The 16,592-nt window shown below is 68.4% G+C and carries 12 protein-coding genes; 7 read left to right on the top strand and 5 right to left on the bottom strand.

Features of this window, described 5'->3' with window-relative positions; translation table 11 throughout:
* The first annotated feature begins 13 nt into the window (after positions 1–13).
* Both JI752_RS01605 and JI752_RS01600 read left to right on the top strand, forming a co-directional pair.
* On the top strand, positions 14–883 hold the full coding sequence (locus JI752_RS01605; protein ID WP_216958322.1) for an RNA polymerase sigma-70 factor: 870 nt from the start codon (positions 14–16) through the stop codon (positions 881–883).
* A gap of 91 nt (positions 884–974) precedes the next feature.
* Positions 975–1,424, top strand: a complete 450-nt coding sequence (locus tag JI752_RS01600; RefSeq protein ID WP_216958321.1) for a carboxymuconolactone decarboxylase family protein — start codon at positions 975–977, stop codon at positions 1,422–1,424.
* A gap of 45 nt (positions 1,425–1,469) precedes the next feature.
* Here JI752_RS01600 and JI752_RS01595 read toward each other — a convergent pair whose 3' ends face one another.
* On the bottom strand, positions 1,470–2,741 hold the full coding sequence (locus JI752_RS01595; protein WP_216958319.1) for a HAMP domain-containing sensor histidine kinase: 1,272 nt from the start codon (positions 2,739–2,741) through the stop codon (positions 1,470–1,472).
* On the bottom strand, positions 2,738–3,445 hold the full coding sequence (locus JI752_RS01590; protein WP_216958317.1) for a response regulator transcription factor: 708 nt from the start codon (positions 3,443–3,445) through the stop codon (positions 2,738–2,740). The genes JI752_RS01595 and JI752_RS01590 overlap by 4 nt, the downstream gene beginning before the upstream one ends.
* A gap of 205 nt (positions 3,446–3,650) precedes the next feature.
* On the opposite strand from JI752_RS01590, the gene JI752_RS01585 reads away from it, so the two are divergent.
* The 3 genes from JI752_RS01585 to JI752_RS01575 all read left to right on the top strand — a co-directional run bounded on the left by JI752_RS01585 (position 3,651) and on the right by JI752_RS01575 (position 7,808).
* Positions 3,651–4,481, top strand: coding sequence for a phosphatase PAP2 family protein (locus tag JI752_RS01585; protein ID WP_216958315.1), 831 nt, complete (start codon positions 3,651–3,653; stop codon positions 4,479–4,481).
* Positions 4,478–6,157 (top strand): phosphoethanolamine--lipid A transferase, encoded by a 1,680-nt coding sequence (locus tag JI752_RS01580; RefSeq protein ID WP_216958313.1) that lies wholly within the window; start codon positions 4,478–4,480, stop codon positions 6,155–6,157. The genes JI752_RS01585 and JI752_RS01580 overlap by 4 nt, the downstream gene beginning before the upstream one ends.
* A 151-nt stretch (positions 6,158–6,308) precedes the next feature.
* Positions 6,309–7,808 (top strand): helix-hairpin-helix domain-containing protein, encoded by a 1,500-nt coding sequence (locus tag JI752_RS01575; protein ID WP_216958311.1) that lies wholly within the window; start codon positions 6,309–6,311, stop codon positions 7,806–7,808.
* On the opposite strand, the gene dinB is transcribed toward JI752_RS01575, so the two are convergent.
* On the bottom strand, positions 7,805–8,914 hold the full coding sequence (gene dinB, locus JI752_RS01570) for a DNA polymerase IV (RefSeq protein ID WP_216958309.1): 1,110 nt from the start codon (positions 8,912–8,914) through the stop codon (positions 7,805–7,807). The genes JI752_RS01575 and dinB overlap by 4 nt on opposite strands.
* A 286-nt stretch (positions 8,915–9,200) precedes the next feature.
* On the bottom strand, positions 9,201–9,566 hold the full coding sequence (locus JI752_RS01565) for an HPF/RaiA family ribosome-associated protein (protein ID WP_216958307.1): 366 nt from the start codon (positions 9,564–9,566) through the stop codon (positions 9,201–9,203).
* Between the two features lie 123 nt (positions 9,567–9,689).
* On the opposite strand from JI752_RS01565, the gene JI752_RS01560 reads away from it, so the two are divergent.
* Positions 9,690–12,398, top strand: coding sequence for a bifunctional acetate--CoA ligase family protein/GNAT family N-acetyltransferase (locus JI752_RS01560; RefSeq protein ID WP_216958305.1), 2,709 nt, complete (start codon positions 9,690–9,692; stop codon positions 12,396–12,398).
* A gap of 151 nt (positions 12,399–12,549) precedes the next feature.
* Here the strand turns inward: JI752_RS01560 and JI752_RS01555 are convergent, their stop codons facing one another.
* Positions 12,550–13,947, bottom strand: a complete 1,398-nt coding sequence (locus JI752_RS01555) for a GntP family permease (RefSeq protein WP_216958302.1) — start codon at positions 13,945–13,947, stop codon at positions 12,550–12,552.
* 336 nt (positions 13,948–14,283) lie between these two features.
* On the opposite strand from JI752_RS01555, the gene JI752_RS01550 reads away from it, so the two are divergent.
* A complete protein-coding gene (locus JI752_RS01550) occupies positions 14,284–16,530 on the top strand; it encodes a TonB-dependent receptor (RefSeq protein ID WP_254200140.1) in 2,247 nt (748 codons plus the stop codon).
* Positions 16,531–16,592 lie beyond the last annotated feature (62 nt).

Here is a 16,592-nt window from a genome sequence, read left to right as displayed (position 1 = left end):
ATTCTACTCCCCCATGTCCGCCACGCCCGACACCGCCTTCGAAACCCACCGCCCGCGCCTGTTCGCGCTGGCGTACCGGCTGCTGGGCAGCCGCAGCGACGCCGAGGAGGTCGTCCAGGACGCCTGGCTGCGCTGGCACCAGGCCGACCGCTCGGAGATCCGCGACCTGGAGGCGTGGCTGGTCACGGCCACCACGCGGCTGGGCATCGACCGCCTGCGCCAGGCGCGCAAGGAGCGCGAGGTCTACCCGGGCCCCTGGCTGCCGGAGCCGTTGACCATCGACGACACGCCCGGCCCGGAGCAGCAGGCCGACATCGCCGGGCAGGTTTCGCTGGCCTATCTCGCCGTGCTCGAGAAGCTCGGCCCCGAAGAGCGCGCCGCGTTCCTGCTCAAGGACGTGTTCGATTACGACTACCCGCAAATCGCCGAACTGCTCGGACACACCGAGGCGAACTGCCGGCAGATGGTGAGCCGCGCACGCACGCGCGTGCAAAGCGATCGCCAGCGTTTCAGCGTCGAACCGGACATGCACCGGCGCATGCTCGAACGCTTCATGCACGCCATGCAGCACGGCGATCGCGACGCCATCGTCGCGCTGCTGCGCGCCGACGCGCGCATGGTGGCCGACGGTGGCGGCAAGGCCACGGCGGTCGCGCGTCCTCTGGAGAGCGCGCAGCGCATCGCGGATCTTTTCTGGGCCGTCGCGCGCCGCACCGAAGGCCTGGCCGACCTGCACCTGGGCCACGTCAACGGCGAGCCGGCACTGCTGCGCTTCGAGAACGGCGTGCTGCATTCGATCATCACCGTCTCGCTCGATGACGAAGGCCGCATCGACCAGGTGCTGTCGGTGCTCAACCCCGACAAGCTGCGTGCATTGCACTAGGAAATCGTTCGCCTGGGTTGTCACAGGACGGAGCCCACGCTCGTCCTTGTACATGAAGCGGCCGTCGTGGCCGCCAACATGAGAGACGACCATGAACGCTGCCACCCATATCGACTACACCGTCCACGCCTCGGAGGCTTTCCAGCATCTGCTCAAGCTCAGCACCGGCCTGCACAAGGGCCCGCTGGGCAGCAAGCTGGTCGAGCTGGTCTCGCTGCGCGTGTCGCAGATCAACGGCTGCGTGTACTGCCTGGACATGCATTGCGTGCTGCTGCGCAAGATGGGCGAAAGCCAGCGCAAGCTCGACACGCTGGCCGCGTGGCGCGAGAGCCCGCTGTTCGACGCGCGCGAGCGCGCCGCGCTGGGCTGGGCCGAAACGCTCAACGCCATCGGTGCCGCGCAGGTGCCGGACGAGGCGCTGGACCAGGTGCGCGCGCACTTCGACGAGCGTGAGCTGTCCGAGCTGACCTTCGCCGTCGCCGCGATCCGCGCCTGGAACGTGCTCAACGTCGGTCTGCGCAAGCCGCTGCCGGAGGCCTAAGCCGCGAGGCAGTTCTTCCTCCCCCTGCGAGCAGGGGGAGGGAGATCAGTTCCCCATCCGCAACGTCGTCGTGGTGCCGCGGCCTTCGTCCGAAGCGATGTCGAGCTTCCAGCCCAGGTGTTCGCACAGTCGCGAGATGAGATCCAGGCCGATGCCGCCGCCGTCGCGTCCGCCGCCGCGCGCGACGCGTGCATAGATCTGCGCGATTTCCTCCGGCGTCATGCCGTGGCCCGGATCGTCGATGATCACCGTTGCCGGCGTCTCCAGCCGGATCGTGATGCGCCCGCGATCGCTGTGCTCGATCGCGTTGCGCAGCAGATTGCCGATGGCCGCCTGCACGATGGGCAGCGGCGCCAGGATCTCACACGCGGGCAGGGCGACGATGTCGAGGCGAAGGTCCTTGTCGCGCGTGAGGTGGCGATGGTCCTCGACGATCTCGGGAATCAGCTGATCCAGCTCGACGCGATCGTTCGAACGCGCCAGTCGCGCGGGATCCTTCGCCAGCACCAGCAGCAGCGAGACCAGTTGCTCCACCTCGCGCGTGGTGCGCTGGATGCGCATGAGCTGGCCGCGCACGGCGTCGGGCAAGTGCGGTTGCTGCAAGGCGTTCTCCGCCGCGCCGCCGATCACCGCCACGGGTGTGCGCAGCTCGTGGCTGGCGCTGTCGATGAACACGCGCTCGCGTTCGACGAAGCGGTCATTGCGCTGCAGGTAGTCGTTGAGCGCGTCGGCGATCACCACCAGCTCGGAGCTCGCCGACGGCGACGCGTGGATGCGCTGCCCCGACTGGTCGGGACGCAGTGCCGCGATGGCCTGCGCCATGTCGCGAAGGGGGCGGACGAGGCGGTTCACGCTCCAGGCGATGGCGATGCCGAGCAGCGCGATCAAGGTCACAGCGGAGCCGACGACCGTCAGCCCCATGTCGAACTCGCGTTCCTCCAGGTCGGTGATGTCCAGGGCGAGGATCAGCGGACGTCCATCGACTTGGCGCACTAGCGCGACGCGCTCCACGCCGTCGAGGATGATCTCGTCGTACACGCCCGGCGCGACGCCGCGCAGCGGTGCGGGCACATCGCGCGGATCGCGTCCGTCGTAGAGCGCGATGCTGCGCGTGTTCGTCCAGCGGTAACCGGGGTCCTGTCGGCGCAGTTCGAGCAGATGGTCCATTTCCGAATCGAGCAGCGTCTGCCAGACCAGCCGTTCGGCGTGTTCGTTGACCACGAAACCGTGCACGACCACCGCGACGCTCAACACCACCACATAGCCGAACAACGCCAGCAGGATGCGCCGGCGCAGGCCGGACCGGGTCTTGCTCATTGCAGCGCTTCCTGCTCATTGGAGGAGGTGCTGGCCGATGCGACGATGCGATAGCCCACGCGCGGCAGGGTCTGGATCAGCTTCACCGGGAACGGGCCGTCGACGCTGCGCCGAAGTTCGTAGATGTGCGAGCGGAGCATGTCGCCGTCGGGCGGGTCGTCGCCCCACAGCGCGTGTTCGAGACGGTCGCGCGTGACCGCCGCCGGACTGGCCAGCATCAGCGTTTCCAGCAGCTTGCGGCACGCCGGGTAGAGGTGCAGCAGGCGTCCATCGCGCGTGACCTCCAGCGTGCCCGTGTCCAGGCGCAGGTCGCCGACCTGCAGCACCTTGTTGCGCCCGCGCCCGCGCGCGCGCGCGACCAGTGCCTCCAGCCGCACTTCCAGCTCGGGCAGATGGAAGGGTTTGGTGAGGTAGTCGTCGGCGCCGGCGCGGAAGCCGGCGATCTTGTCGGGCAGTTCGTCGCGCGCGGTGAGCATCAGCACCGGCGTGTCGCGCCCGGCTTCGCGCAGGCGGCTGAGCACTTCGCGGCCATCCATGCGCGGCAGCATCCAGTCCAGCACGATGACGTCGAATTCCATCGTGATCGCCAGGTGCAGCCCGGTGGGGCCGTCGGGCGCGGCATCGAGCGTGTAGCCGCGCGCGTCGAAGTACTCGAACAGGTTGGCGACCAGGTTGTGGTTGTCTTCAACGACCAGCACGCGCATGGGCGATCCGTCCTCGGCGATTCACGGCGCGGGCGCGCCGAGGCGGCATTGTGCGCCTTCGCGCGTGGGAATCCTGTCGGAGTCCGATGCCGCGCCCTGATCGCGAAACGACGCATGAACGGCGATGTGCCGTGGCCGCGAAGTCCGACCGGTTTCCGACGACGCGCCCCCGAGCATTCGCACCGTTCCCGGCCATCGGCCCTCGATGCGTGCAGTCATGATCAGCGTGTTTTCCCTCGGCACTTCCGGCATCGCGCCGGTTCCGCGACCCACCCCGCGTTCCGCCTTGCCCAGCCTTCAACCCGGCGACGGTCCGCGTCTGGTGTGGACGCATGCGGTGCTGCCGGCGTTGCTGGTCGCCGCGCTGCTGGCGCTGGCGATGGCAGGCGGTGGCGATCAGTGGCTGGCCGATCGGTTGTACGCGCTGCAGGGTGGGCACTGGGTCCTGCGGGACGCCTTCCTGACGCAGGGTATCGCGCACCGCGCGGGGCGCGACGTTGGCATCGCACTGTGGCTGACGCTGCTGGTGGCGTGGGTGGTTTCGCAACGACGCGACGCCTGGTCGCACCTGCGCGATCCGCTGGCGTACCTGCTCGTCGCCACTGCGCTGTCGATGCTGTGCGTGGCGTGGATCAAGTCCTGGTCGAACATGGACTGCCCATGGGACCTGCTGCGCTACGGCGGCGATCGTCCCTACATCGGACTGTGGACGGTGCGACCGGTCGGCCTGCCGCGCGGCGCGTGCTTTCCCGCTGGTCACGCCAGCGGTGGATATGCGTGGTTCGCGTTGTACTTCTTCTTCGGCGCGGTGCGGCCGCGCTGGCGCTGGGCCGGGTTGGCGATCGGATTCGCGGCCGGTCTGATGTTCGGCATCGCGCAACAGCTGCGCGGCGCGCATTTCGTCTCGCACGACATCGGCACGGCGGCGATCTGCTGGGCGGTGTCGCTGGCGACGTGGTGGGCGTTCCGACCGCGCCTGGTGCGGGCGCGTTGGCTCGCGGCCTGCTTCGGCACGCAGTCGGGAGCGGCGGCATGAGCTCGATCGTCCGCCACCGTCCCTTCGACGAGGCGCTGCGCGGCCTTCGCCGGTTGTCGTCGTTGCGACCGGAGATGACGGTCGAACGGCTCGCCTTCCTCGTGGCCGCGTTCTTCACCGTGTTCTGCAACGGCGCGTTCTTCCGCGCGGTGGCGGCGACCGGCACCCTGCACGGGCCCAAGGGCTGGCTGACCGCGCTCAGCCTGGTGCTGATGGTGGGCGCGCTGAACATGCTGCTGCTGTGCCTGCTGCTCAATCGCTGGACGTTCCGGCCGGTGTTGACCGTGCTGTTGCCGGTGACCGCGCTGGCGGCGCACTTCATGAGCCAGTACACGGTCTATCTCGACCCCGACATGCTGCGCAACATCCTGCACACCGACGGCAAGGAGTCCGGCGAGCTGCTTTCCTTGGGCATGCTGCCGAGCCTGCTGGCGCTGGGGGTCGTGCCGACGCTGCTGGTGTGGCGCGTGCGGCTGCGCCCGCGGTCGATGGGGCGCGGCGTGCTGGTGCGGTTGTCCTGCATCGTGCTTTCGTTGCTGGTGGCGTGCGGGGCGATGATGGTCTCGTTCCAGGATCTGTCCGCGCTGATGCGCAATCACAAGGAAGTCCGCCACCTGATCACGCCAGGCAATTACCTCGTGTCGCTGGTGCGCGTGCTCCAGCACGACGGCGCACGCCGCCACGAACCCAAGGCGCCCATCGGCGTGAACGCGCGCGTCGTCGGTCGCGGGCCCAGTGCGAAGCCGCGCCTGGTGGTGCTGGTGGTGGGCGAAACAGTCCGCGCGCAGAACTGGGGTCTCAACGGCTATGCGCGCCAGACCACGCCGCAGCTGCGCGCGATCGGTCCGATCAACTTCACCGACGTGACGTCCTGCGGCTCGGCCACGGAAGTCTCGGTGCCCTGCATGTTCTCGCCCTATGGTCGCGCGCACTACGACAAGGACCGCATCGAGCATTCACAGTCGCTGCTGAACGTGCTTGATCACGCGGGCATCGCCACGCTCTGGCGCGACAACCAGACCGGCTGCAAGGGCGTGTGCGAGGGGCTGCCGTTCCAGTCGTTCGAGCATGCGCGCGATCCCGCGGCCTGCACGGCCGAAGGTTGCCTCGACGAAGTGATGCTGCACGGCCTGTCGGAGGAAGTTGCGCGTCGGCCCGGCGACATGGTGGTCGTGCTGCACCAGTTGGGCAGCCACGGGCCCAGCTACGCGCATCGCTATCCCGCGCGTCTTCGCCGCTTCACGCCGACCTGCGAAACGGCCGACCTGGGCGACTGCACGCGCGATGAGATCGTCAACGCCTACGACAACTCCGTGCTCTACACCGATGATTTCCTCGCGCGAACGATCCGCTTCCTCGCCGAGCAGTCCGCGCGCGACACCGCGCTGATCTACGTGTCCGACCACGGCGAATCGCTCGGCGAGAACGGCCTGTACCTGCACGGCGTGCCGTACGCGATCGCGCCGGACACGCAGACGCACGTGCCGATGGTGATGTGGCTCTCCCCCGGCATGGCGGCCGAACGCGACATCGACATCGCCTGCATGAAGCGCGAAAGCCACGAGCCGGTGAGTCAGGACAACCTGTTCCACTCCGTGCTCGGCCTGATGCAGGTGCGCACGCCGGAGTACGACGCGACGCTGGACCTGTTCGACCGCTGCACGCCCCACGGCTGAGGCCGCCTCCCGCGCCGCGTCGCGTTCGTCATGACGCGGCGCCCAAGCGCGAACCGTGGCCGCTGGCAAGTGTCGGCAGTGGGCCGCCGCATGGCAGGCGTGCGGCCCTGCGTCCGTGCGCCATCCTGCGTACGATCGAGGAGATCGGACGATGTCGAAGACGATGGCGTGGTGTGCAGGCGGGTTGCTGGCCCTGGCGATGAGCCCGGTCGCGGCGGCTGAATTGGGCGTACTCGCGCCCGTACTCGCCGACGGGCAGCCACAGGTGCAGGCGGACCCGGCCGGACGGCCGGCGCCAGTGGTCACGCGTGTCACGTCTGGTGCGCTCTACGAGCAAGTGCAGCGCGAGGCTCGCGACGGCTTCGTGGCCACCGTGCTGGCGTTGGACGAAAGCGCGCAGCGCATCGCCGGCGCGCGCACGCGGGTGCCGACGTGGTTGTATCTCTCGGCCGAGGACGGCGGCTTCGCGCGCCGTGGCTTCTGGCTGGAAGAGAACGGCCGCCGCCGTTTCGTTGACGAATTGTTCGTCGATCTCGTCGTCGATGCCGACATCGTGGCCGATGGCGGCTTCGAGGAAATCTTCACCCACGAGATGGGCCATGTATTCCTGCGTCGGCTGATGCCCGGCCTGCCGTACGGCTGGTCGCGCACGCCGCACAGCAGCATGAGCGTCACCGATTACCCGACCGCGTTCGACGAAGGCTTCGCCACGCATTTCCAGGGACTGGTGCGGCGGTACTCGCGCAATCCGCGCCTGGAGAACCTGACGCTGGGCCTGGACGCGAAGCCCTTCGTGCCGTTCTGGCTGAGCAATCTCGATCGCGCCGGCCGCATCGACGGCGTGCGTCGCAACCTGTTCGTGCAGCAGCAACTGGTTCCGTCCGGCAGCGACGCGGAAGCCTGGTCGCGCGCCAACGAAAGCACCGCCTTCGACATGGCGCGGCTGAAGAACGGCCAGCAGATGATGTCGTCCGAAGGCGTGATCGCCACGCTGTTCTACCGCTGGCTGGTGCCGGGCGAGGGCTCGCGCGAGGCGATCGTGGCGCGCTACTCGCAGCTGTTCCGCACGCTTGCGCGTTCCGATGGCTGGACGATCCGTTCGGATTCGCCGGTGTTCCTCGATGTCGTCGACCACTACTGCGCCGACGTGCCCGCCGACTGCGCGCGCGTGCGCGGCGTCGTGCTCGACACGACCTACGGCGCCACCGCCGATGCCGCCATGCCGCGTGCGACCGAAGCGATGGCCGAGCGCGGACGCATCGGCGACATGGCCGGGTTCATCGCGGGCCTCAAGCCGGCACGGGCGCAGATGGCGCAGCTGCAGGCGCGCGTGGCGCAGCAGCCGGCGCTGCTGCGCGCCACGCTCGGACCGGACCTGTGGCTGCTCGGCCGCACGCCGGTGAAGTTGCCGGGCATGCCGTCCCAGGACGTAGCGGTGAACCTCAACACCGCCGAAGCCGAGCAACTGCGCACCTTGCCGGGCATCGACGCGGCAATCGCGCAGCGCGCACTGCTCAGCCGGCGCGAGGAGGGCGTGTTTGCAGATGTCGCCGATTTCGCGAGACGCGCCGGCCTCGACGCCGCACAGCGCGCCGCGCTGGAATCGGCGGCGCGTGCGCTGGAAAAGGACGGGCTGAACGAGCGTCGCTAGGGCGTCGCGGTGGCGGGTTCGAACAGATCGCTCTGCGCGACGCTTTCCTCGTCGCGATCGATGAACCCCGACAGGCCCACTCCCACCAGCCGATAGCGCGTGTCCGCGGGCAGCGGCACGCGCGCGCGCAGATCGCAGGCGATGCGCGTGAGTTGCTCCACGCTGGCCGGGCGCTCCGGTGGCGTGAAGCTGCGGGTGAGGATGCGGAAGTCGGCCGTCTTGAGCTTGAGCACGATGGTGCGCGCGATGCGGTCGGGATCGCGTTCCAGCTCACGCGAATACCCGTCCCAGGTCTTGCCGGCAAGACGCTCGATATGCGCCTCCACTTCCTCCAGAAGCAGGTCGCGCTCGAAGGTGTCTTCGGAGGAGATCTGCAGGGTAGGGCGCTCGGGTTCGACCGGATGGTGGTCGATGCCCAGCGAGAGCTCGTGCAGGCGCCGGCCCCAACGGCCGAAGCGCGATTCCAGTTCGGCGTCCCCGAGCGCGCGCAGGTCGGCGACGGTGGCGATGCCCAGTTCCTCCAGTTTCTGCTCCATGACCTTGCCCACGCCCGGCAGGCGGCCGACGGGCAGCGGCGCGAGGAAGGCTTCGACCTGATGCGGGCGGATCACGAACAACCCGTCCGGCTTGCGCCAGTCGGAGGCGATCTTGGCCAGGAACTTGTTGGGCGCGACACCGGCCGAGGCGGTGAGGTGCGTCTCCTCGCGAATGGCCTCGCGGATGGCCTGCGCGGTGGCGGTGGCGGTGGGAAGACCGGTCTTGGTCGCGCTCACGTCCAGATAGGCCTCGTCGAGCGAGAGCGGTTCGATGAGGTCCGTGTGGCGGGCGAAGATCTCGCGCACCTGTCGCGAGACGGCCTTGTAACGCGTGAAGTCCGGCGGCACGAACACCGCCTGCGGGCACAGGCGCTCGGCGCGGATCGCCGGCATCGCCGAGCGCACCCCGAAGCGGCGTGCCTCGTAGCTGGCCGCGCACACCACCGAGCGCGCCCCGCGCCAGGCGACCACGACCGGCCGCCCGCGCAACGAGGGATCGTCCCGCTGCTCGACGGACGCGTAGAAGGCGTCCATGTCGACATGCACGATCTTGCGGGGCGGAACGGACACGGGCGGCAGCGCATGGGGCGCCTCGGGGGCGCGTTAGTCAAAATACTAACGCGCGCCCCGCATCCCGTCATCCCGGCGGAGGCTAGATCGGGCGCCGAGTCCTGCCGCCGAGTCCTGCCGCATCCGCGCCCATGCCGTCGTCCCCGCGTAGGCGGGGACCCAACTGTGAGGGCATCACGCCTTCCGGAGGACGCAATGACGGCGGTCAGTTGGATTCCCGCCTGCGCGGGAATGACGGCAGGGGCGGAGGGCAGTTGCTTGCGGATAGGGCCATCTCAAGACGGGACTACACAACCTCGGCGTAGACCGCTCCCGCATCGCGAACGCCTTCGCGGCGACCGCGTGCGTGTTCCGACAACTGCCGCCGCATCGCTTCGAACGCATCGTGCACGGCGACGTAGACGTCCTCGTGGCGATGATCCTTCGGCGGTGTGCGCCCGGCTTCGAACGTTGCGCCGGACGTCACTGCGTGAACATGCACGGCATACCGGTTTCCATGCTGGTGCCGGTGCTCCGCATGACGCACCGCGACATCGTAGGACTGCAACTGCGGTGCGAACTGCCACAACTTCGTCGCATGGCGATGGATGGTGTCGCGCAGTGCCCCGGATACGGGCATGCCTTCGAAGCGGATCGTGACGTCGTGTCGCATGTGGACCTCGCTGTGTTGAACCCAAGTCCATTTGCGCGCCCGTGCGATGGCATGTCAGCTTGAAACTTCCCCATGGCCGCGTGCATGGTGGCGGTGCATGATGGTGGACTGGCGATACGCCCGATGAGCACCTATTCCCTCGAATCGCTGTTCGCTCCCGCCTCCGTCGCCGTGGTCGGCGGCAGTCCGCGCGAGCGTTCCATCGGCCGCGCCGTGCTGCGCAATCTGCAGGCCGGTGGTTTCACCGGCGCCATCGGACTGGTGAACCCGCGCCACCGCGAGATCGAGGGCGTCGCCTCCGTGGCGCGACTGGCGGACCTGCCGTTCGTGCCGGAGCTGGTCGTCATCGCCACGCCCGCCGCGATGGTCCCCAAGTACGCGAAGGCGGCGGCCGAACACGGCGCATCCGCCGCGGTCGTGCTGAGCACGGGGCTCGGGCAGGGCGAGGGTTCGCTCGCGGCGGAACTGCAGGCGATCGCCCGCGAGCACGGCCTGCGCCTGGCCGGCCCCAGCAGCCTGGGCGTGATCGCGCCGCACGCGAGGCTCAACGCCAGCTTCGCCGCGCACACGCCGCCGCCGGGCGACATCGCCCTGATCTCGCAATCGGCCGCCATTGCCGCCGCGCTGGTCGAATGGGGCGCAGGGCGTTCGATCGGCTTCTCCGCGGTGGCCGCGCTGGGCGACGCACTCGACGTGGACTTCGCCGACCTGCTCGACTACTTCGCGCGCGATCGCCATTCGCGCGCGATCCTGCTCTATGTCGAATCGATCCGCGATGCGCGCAAGTTCATGTCCGCCGCGCGCGCCGCCGCGCGCCTGAAGCCGGTGGTGGTGGTGAAATCCGGGCGGCACGCGCCGCGTCCGTCCGCGCCTGGCACGCACGCCGCCGCACTGGCATCGCCCGACGCCGTGTACGCGGCGGCCTTCCACCGCGCCGGCATGTTGCGCGTGCGCGCCTTGAACGAGCTGTTCTCCGCGGCCGAAGCCCTGAGCCGCGTCGAGACGCTGCCGGGCCGACGACTGGCGATCATGGCCAACGGCCGCGGCACCGGCGCGCTCGCCGCCGATCGCCTGCTCGACATGGGCGGCACGCTAGCGGTGCTGTCGGACGAAGCGCGCGAGGCCATGCGCCCGATCGCCTCGATGGCCTGGCCCGGCACGAATCCCGTGGATTTTTACGGCGACGTCGACAACGCCTCGTACCAGGCCGCGTTCCAGGCGCTGGCGTCCGATGCGGGCAACGACGCGCTGCTCGTGCTCAACGTGCCGACCGCGCTGATCGGTGCGGACAGCCGCGCCGCCGCGCTTGCGCAGGCGCGTGATGCCTTGCCGCGCCATCTCGCGCGCAAACCGGTGTTCGCGGTGTGGCTCGGCGCGGACGATGCGGCCGCCGATCGCCTCAACGCCGCGCGCATTCCCAACTACCCGACCGAAGCCGACGCCGTGCGCGGCTTCATGTACCTGGTGCGCCATCGCGAAGCGCGCCTGACGCTGATGGAGACGCCGCCCAGCCTGCCCGACGACCTCGTCGTCGACACGTCCACGGCGCGCGCCATCGTCGAAGGCGCGATCGCGCAAGGGCGGCGCTGGCTCGATCCGGTCGAAGTCACGCGTGTGCTGCGCGCCTACGACATTCCGATCACGCCGGTCGCGCGGGCGCGCGATGCGGACGAAGCCGCGCGCGTGGCGGCGCCGCTGCTCGCCGAGGGTCTGCAGGTCGCGGTGAAGATCCTCTCGCCCGACATCGACCACAAGTCCGACGTCGACGGCGTCCGCCTCAACCTCTTCAGCGAACAGGCCGTGCACGAGGCCACCGCGTCCATTCTGGCGCGCGCCCGCGACGCACGTCCGCACGCGCGCATCGAAGGCGTCACGGTGCATCCGATGATCACCCGCCCCAAGGCGCGCGAACTGATCGCCGGCATGGTGGACGACGAGACCTTCGGCCCGGTGATCGTGTTCGGTCGCGGCGGCACCGCGGTGGAAGTGATCGACGACAAGGCGCTCGCGCTGCCGCCGCTGGACCTTCGCCTGGCGCACGAGATGATCGGGCGCACGCGCGTCTCGCGCATCCTCAAGGCCTACCGCGACGTGCCCGCCGCCGACGAGCGTGCCGTCGCGCTGATGCTGGTGAAGCTGGCGCAGCTGGTCGGCGACGTGCCGGACATCCGCGAGGTCGACATCAACCCGTTGCTGGCCGACAAGGACGGCCTGATCGCGGTGGACGCGCGCATCGGCGTGTCGCCCTCGCGCCTGCTGCACAAGGGGCCGGGCCATCCGCGTTTCGCGATCCGTCCGTATCCGAAGGAGTGGGAGCGCGAGATCGTCCTGTCCGATGGCGCGACGGCGTTCGTGCGCCCGGTGCGTCCGGAGGACGAGGAGATGTTCCGCGCCTTCTTCGGCCGCGTCTCCGATGAAGACCTGCGCATGCGCTTCTTCCAGACGGTGCGCCATTTCAGTCACGAGTTCATCGCGCAGCTGACGCAGCTCGACTACGCGCGCTCGATCGCGCTGGTCGCCATCGAGCCGGCGTCGGGCGAAATGCTCGGCGCTGTGCGCCTGCATGCGGACGCGAACTACGACAAGGGCGAGTACGGCATCCTGGTGCGATCGGACCTCAAGGGCCACGGCCTGGGCTGGCGGCTGATGCAGATCATGATCGAGTACGCGCGCTGGCTCGGCCTGCGTTCGATCGAGGGCGAGGTGCTGCAGGAGAACCGCACGATGATCGAGATGTGCCGCGCGCTGGGGTTCTCGGTGGTGACCCATCCGGACGATCCGAGTCTGGTGACGGTGTCCTTGCCGATCACGGATGCGGTGAAGTCCGTTTAGAGGTGATCTCGGCGAAAGCCGGGATCCAACCATGTAGCCCGGGTAAGGCCGAAGGCCGCACCCGGGGCGCGTCACGGATCGACGGTGCGGCGACGTTGAACCCGGGTGCGCTTCGCTTACCCGGGCTACGCGTTGGCGCGGCCCGATAACCTCACACCCATCCCGTCGCATAGAACACTCCGATCACCACGAACACCGCCGTGGTCTTGATCAGCGTGATCGCGAAGATGTCCTTGTACGCCTGCCGGTGGGTGAGGCCGGTCACCGCGAGCAGCGTGATCACCGCGCCGTTGTGCGGAAGCGTGTCCATGCCGCCGGACGCCATCGCGGCCACGCGGTGCAGGACTTCCATCGGAATGCCGGCCGCGTTCGCATTGGCGATGAAGGTTTCCGACATCGCCGCCAACGCGATGCTCATGCCGCCGGAAGCCGAACCCGTGATGCCCGCCAGCGCGGTCACGGTGACGGCCTGGTTCACCAGCGGATCGGGAATGGCAGCCAGTGCGTTGGCCACCACGAGAAAGCCGGGCAGGGCGGCGATGACAGCGCCAAAACCATACTCCGATGCGGTGTTCATCGAGGCCAGCAGTGCGCCGCCGATGGCCGACCGGCTGCCTTCGACGAAGCTCGCCATCACCGGCTTCCACGCGAACGCGAGCACGGCCAGGATGCCCAGCAGCAGCGCGCCCTGCACGGCCCAGATCGCGGCGATCTTCGACACTTCCTGCACCACCGGCGCGGCGCCGCCGATGACGGCCGGATCGAAGCTGTGGTTCTCGCCGTAGAAGCGCGGGATCGCCGAAGTCAGCAGTTTGTTCGACACGCCCACCAGCACCAGCGGCGCGATCGCGATGAGCGGATGCGCGAGTTGCTGGCCGGTGAAGGGCGCGGGTTCGTTGACCAGGCCGGTGCCATAGCCTTCGCCGCGCGCGAGCGCGACGCGACGGCGCCAGTCCAGGTAGAACAGGCCGACGATGAGGATGAACACACCGCCCACCGTGCCCAGCACCGGCGCCGCCCAGGTGTTGGTGCCGAAGAACGTGGTCGGGATGATGTTCTGGATCTGCGGCGTGCCCGGCAGCGCGTCCATGGTGAAAGTGAAAGCACCCAGCGCGATGGTGCCGGGGATCAGGCGCTTGGGTATGTCGCTCTGGCGGAACAACTCCGCTGCGAACGGGTACACCGCGAACACCACCACGAACAGCGACACGCCGCCGTAGGTCAGCAGCGCGCACACCACCACGATGGACAACATGGCCCGGCCGGCGCCGAACAGGCGCAACGTGGCGGCGACGATCGACTTGGAGAACCCCGACAGCTCGATCAGCTTGCCGAACACCGCGCCGAGCAGGAACACGGGGAAATACAGCTTCAGGAAGCCGACCATCTTGTCCATGAACAGGCCGGTGAACATCGGCGCGACCAGCGACGGATCGGTCAGCAGCACCGCGCCCAGCGCGGCCACCGGCGCGAACAGGATGACGCTGTAGCCGCGGTAGGCCACGAACATCAGGAAGCACAGCGCGGCCAGCACGATCAGAAATGCCATTGGGTTCCCCGAAGCCAGTGGAGTACTGCGGTCGTCGCTTCCGATCCGTCATCCCCGCGAACGCGGGGATCCAGTGCCTTCGCGCGACGTTCAAGTCGCTGGATTCCCGCGTTCGCGGGAATGACGGGCTTGGAGGCCCGCGGTCATCCCGGTGAGTGGGAAGACGGGGCCAGTCTCCGCAGCCCCGCCGATCGTTGGCATTGTCCGAAGGTACAGGAGCGGTCTTTGGACCTTGCGCTCTAGGCTTGCCTCCATGACGGGGAGGGCCGTCGTCCATTTCGTCCGCCGGCAACACACGGTGGACGTCCTTGAACGAGTTGGGGGAGGAGCGTCGAGATGATCAAGCAAAAGAGCACCCGCACCGGATTGAGCATCGCCATCGGCATGGCCATCACTGCCGCGCTGCTGGCCCCGACCGTGCATGCGCAGGAAACCGTCGCCGCGCAGGGCGAGGAAGCCACCACGCTCGGCGGCGTCACCGTCACCGCGCGCAAGCGCGAGGAAACGCTGCAGGAAGTGCCGGTCGCCGTCACCGCGTTCACCGCCGACGCGCTGGACCAGCTCAACATCGAGGACCTCAGCGACCTCGACGCGCAGGTGCCCAACCTCACCATCTACGCCGCGCGCGGCTCGTCCAGCACGATCACCGCCTACATCCGCGGCGTCGGCCAGTCCGATCCGCTGTGGGGCGTGGACCCGGGCGTGGGCATCTACATGGACGATGTCTACATCGCCCGTCCGCAGGGCGCGCTGCTGGACGTGTTCGACGTGGAGCGCATCGAAGTGCTGCGCGGCCCGCAGGGCACGCTGTACGGTAAGAACACCATCGGCGGCGCGATCAAGTACATCTCGCGCGGCCTGAGCGTGGAGCCGGACGGCCAGGTGTCGGTGACGGTGGGCAACTACAACCAGCTAGACGTGCGCGCCGCCGCCAGCGGCTCGGTGGGCGATGGCGCGCTGCGCGGCCGCCTGGCCGTGGCCAGCCTCAACCGCGATGGTTTCGGCGACAACCTGTTCAGCGGCCAGGAAGTGAGCGACAAGGAAATCCTCGCCGCGCGCGGCCAGCTCGGCGCGTACGTGAACGAAAACCTCGACATCCATTTCGCCTTCGACTGGATGGACGACCAGTCCGGCGTGCGCGGCGCAAAGATGCTCGCGCCCAACCGCTTCGCGCCGGGCATCGCGCCGCTGGATTCGCGCTACGACATCCGCAGCGGCATGCCCAACGTCAACGACACCGAGATGAAGGGCGCTTCGGCCACGGTGAACTGGCGCGTGAACGACGACTGGGCGGTGAAGTACATCCTCGCCAAGCGCGAGTCCGACACCGAGACCAACATCGACTTCGACACGCTGCCCAACAAGATCGCCGACGTGAAGGCGTTCTACAGCGACGAACAGGTCAGCAACGAGTTGCAGGTGAACTACGACGGCGGCGGTCGCAGCCGCGGTGTCGTCGGCCTGTATTTCTTCGACGGCCAGGCCGGCGGGCAGGTCCTCAACAACTTCTTCAACGCGTCCTTCGGCGACACGCAGGGCACGATCTACACCGACCAGTGGGCGCTGTACGCGGACTGGACGTTCGACCTGACCGACAAGCTCAAGCTCGACGTCGGCGCGCGCTACACCGACGAACGCAAGCATGCCGTCGTGCTCAACCGCTGCTACACCGATGCCACCTTCTCCACGCTGGCGGTGCGCTGCGCGGCCAACAACCCGACGCCGATCGCGGCCAACTTCGACAAGCGCATCGGCTTCGAGAACACCTCGCCGAAGGTCTCGCTGGACTACCAGATCACGCCGGACATCATGATCTACGGCCTGGCCTCGCGCGGCTTCAAGTCGGGCGGCTACAACATCCGCGCGCAGGCCACGGCAGTGCCGCGTTCGGCCGAGCCGTTCGACGACGAGTCGGTCGACAGCTACGAGATCGGCAGCAAGATGGCCTTCCTCGACCAGACGCTGTTCCTCAACCTGGCCGCGTTCCACAACAAGTACGAAGACATCCAGCTGTCGGTGTTCACGTCTTACGACAGCAACGGCGACGGTGTGAACGACGCGTTCTTCGGCGACTTCACCAACGCCGGCTCCGGCACGGTGGAAGGCGTGGAAGTCGAATACCAGTGGCTGCCGACCAAGCACTGGCTGATCAGCGGCAACGTCGCCTGGCTGGACGCGAAGTACGACGAGTTCATCTACGCCGGTGTGAACATCGCCGACGAGCAGGAGTTCACCAACGCGCCCGAGTTCTCCGGTGCGCTGAACGTGGAATTCCGCACGCCGCTGTCGAACGGCGGGGACATCTCCGCGCGGGTGGGCTACAGCTACCAGGACGATGTGGTCGCCACGACGGAGATCGTCCGCACCGGCGCGCTGCCGATCACGCAGGACGGCTACGGGCTGATCAACGCGGGCGTGATCTGGCGCCTGGACGACAACTGGTCGTTCTCGCTGCAGGGCACCAACCTGGCCGACAAGGAATACCGCACCACGGGCTACAACCTGAACGCCGCGCTGGGCGTGCTGACCGGGTTCTATGGTGCGCCGCGCCAGTACAGCCTGGCGGTGCGGTACGACTTCTGAGTCGGACCGGCTCTTTCCTCCGCCAACTGCTTTTCCCTTCTCCCTCCGGGAGAAGGTGCCCG

The organism is Lysobacter sp. MMG2 (assembly GCF_016735495.2).
In the GTDB taxonomy this organism is placed as follows: domain Bacteria; phylum Pseudomonadota; class Gammaproteobacteria; order Xanthomonadales; family Xanthomonadaceae; genus Lysobacter_J.
Note: the sequence above shows the minus strand (reverse complement) of the source record. Positions and strands in the feature narration are given on the sequence as shown.

Coding starts and splice junctions, on each gene's coding strand:
- JI752_RS01550 (WP_254200140.1), top strand. CDS start 14,284: ATGATCAAGCAAAAGAGCACCCGCACCGGATTGAGCATCGCCATCGGC.
- JI752_RS01600 (WP_216958321.1), top strand. CDS start 975: ATGAACGCTGCCACCCATATCGACTACACCGTCCACGCCTCGGAGGCT.
- JI752_RS01595 (WP_216958319.1), bottom strand. CDS start 2,741: ATGAGCAAGACCCGGTCCGGCCTGCGCCGGCGCATCCTGCTGGCGTTG.
- JI752_RS01580 (WP_216958313.1), top strand. CDS start 4,478: ATGAGCTCGATCGTCCGCCACCGTCCCTTCGACGAGGCGCTGCGCGGC.
- JI752_RS01590 (WP_216958317.1), bottom strand. CDS start 3,445: ATGCGCGTGCTGGTCGTTGAAGACAACCACAACCTGGTCGCCAACCTG.
- JI752_RS01585 (WP_216958315.1), top strand. CDS start 3,651: ATGCGTGCAGTCATGATCAGCGTGTTTTCCCTCGGCACTTCCGGCATC.
- JI752_RS01555 (WP_216958302.1), bottom strand. CDS start 13,947: ATGGCATTTCTGATCGTGCTGGCCGCGCTGTGCTTCCTGATGTTCGTG.
- JI752_RS01565 (WP_216958307.1), bottom strand. CDS start 9,566: ATGCGACACGACGTCACGATCCGCTTCGAAGGCATGCCCGTATCCGGG.
- JI752_RS01560 (WP_216958305.1), top strand. CDS start 9,690: ATGAGCACCTATTCCCTCGAATCGCTGTTCGCTCCCGCCTCCGTCGCC.
- JI752_RS01575 (WP_216958311.1), top strand. CDS start 6,309: ATGTCGAAGACGATGGCGTGGTGTGCAGGCGGGTTGCTGGCCCTGGCG.
- JI752_RS01605 (WP_216958322.1), top strand. CDS start 14: ATGTCCGCCACGCCCGACACCGCCTTCGAAACCCACCGCCCGCGCCTG.